Source organism: Synechococcus sp. B60.1, assembly GCF_047462555.1.
Lineage (GTDB): Bacteria > Cyanobacteriota > Cyanobacteriia > Thermostichales > Thermostichaceae > Thermostichus.
The window spans coordinates 1-1154 of record NZ_JANSJN010000216.1; the positions used below are offsets into that span (position 1 = coordinate 1).

Genomic DNA, 1154 nt, shown 5'->3' on the forward strand with positions numbered 1-1154 from the left:
GGAAATAGAGCGTCGCAAGGAAAGTATCGAAGTTAACTACAATCAAAAGATAGAGCAAGTGAAGTCTGAGCTAAGGAAAAACTTAATCTCTATCGGAATAAAACAAGAGGAAGCTAAAATTGATTCTACCTTTCATACCGGAGGTTGCGCTAAACTGTTCAGTCTGCTGTTTCTTCTGTTTGTGGCTCCCTTGCCTGTTTCCGTTATAGCCTCCTTCCCAAATCCTTCTTTTGATGAGTGGTTTCAGTCCCTGTATGCGTCACTGTTTTGGCTGGCTATAGCTATCTTTCTTTTCTATCACTACCACTACAGAAAAGAATACTACACCAAACAGCAAGTCGAGAGCGCTAGAAGGTTCCAGGATGAAGCGAAGAAATCAATAGAGCGGCTAGAGAGAGATAAAAATGCAAAGCTCTCTCAAATTCAGCTTTACTGCAGGAGCAGGATCGACTACTTTAAGAGTCTCCCCCTTGAGTCTTTATCCCCTGAGTTTATAAGCAGGCTTAGCGGAGAGGATCAACTCTTCCTGTTGACAGCGATAAAGGAAAGAGCCGACGCTGAAAAGCTAAAGGAGGATCTGAAACTAGCAGCTGGGGTCGCTGTCGGTATTGGCATATTAGCCGTCTTGTTTGGTTTGGGCGGCGGATTCTACCCCCATTGATCCTGCTTCCTAAGCCGGCAGGAGCAGTAAAACGTTGGGGTCTGGATCCTCAGGCGAGTTTTTTGGTGGCAAAACCAGACTTTGCCACTCTTGGTAGCTGAGACCAAGCCGAGTCATTTCAGTGATTTCGTATCTGTAGCCTTCCAGTCTCCTGTCCAACTCGATCATAGACTGGGCAGTCGCTATAACTTGATTTGCGTTACTGAGGATAGCTTCTCTCCGAGGAGGATCCCAAACTATGGGATCCCAGATTATCCACCCGCCTGTATCAATCAAAGATGGGGCAATGATTGCCAGGATGGCATTCCTAGATCTTAGTGGTATGCTATCAGTCCAGGATTTAATGCTTTGTGAGTTGAAAATAGCTGGTCGTATATATTCGTCAAACAGCTTACTCGCATCCGATTCACCCTTTACATACTTGAGAATCTCCACAACGCTTGACAAGCTGACTCCTTGGCAATCTCTGTGAAGATATCCTGAAGGATTTTCA

General features: G+C 45.2%; 1 protein-coding gene and 1 pseudogene. One reads left to right on the forward strand and one right to left on the reverse strand.

Annotation, left to right across the window (positions count from 1 at the left end):
- Window positions 1-661, forward strand: a pseudogene (locus NW863_RS13110) (J domain-containing protein); the annotation flags it as partial.
- A gap of 9 nt (window positions 662-670) precedes the next feature.
- On the opposite strand, the gene NW863_RS13115 reads toward NW863_RS13110, so the two are convergent.
- The coding region (locus tag NW863_RS13115; protein ID WP_414366888.1) for a hypothetical protein at window positions 671-1154 on the reverse strand (484 nt) is incomplete at its 5' end.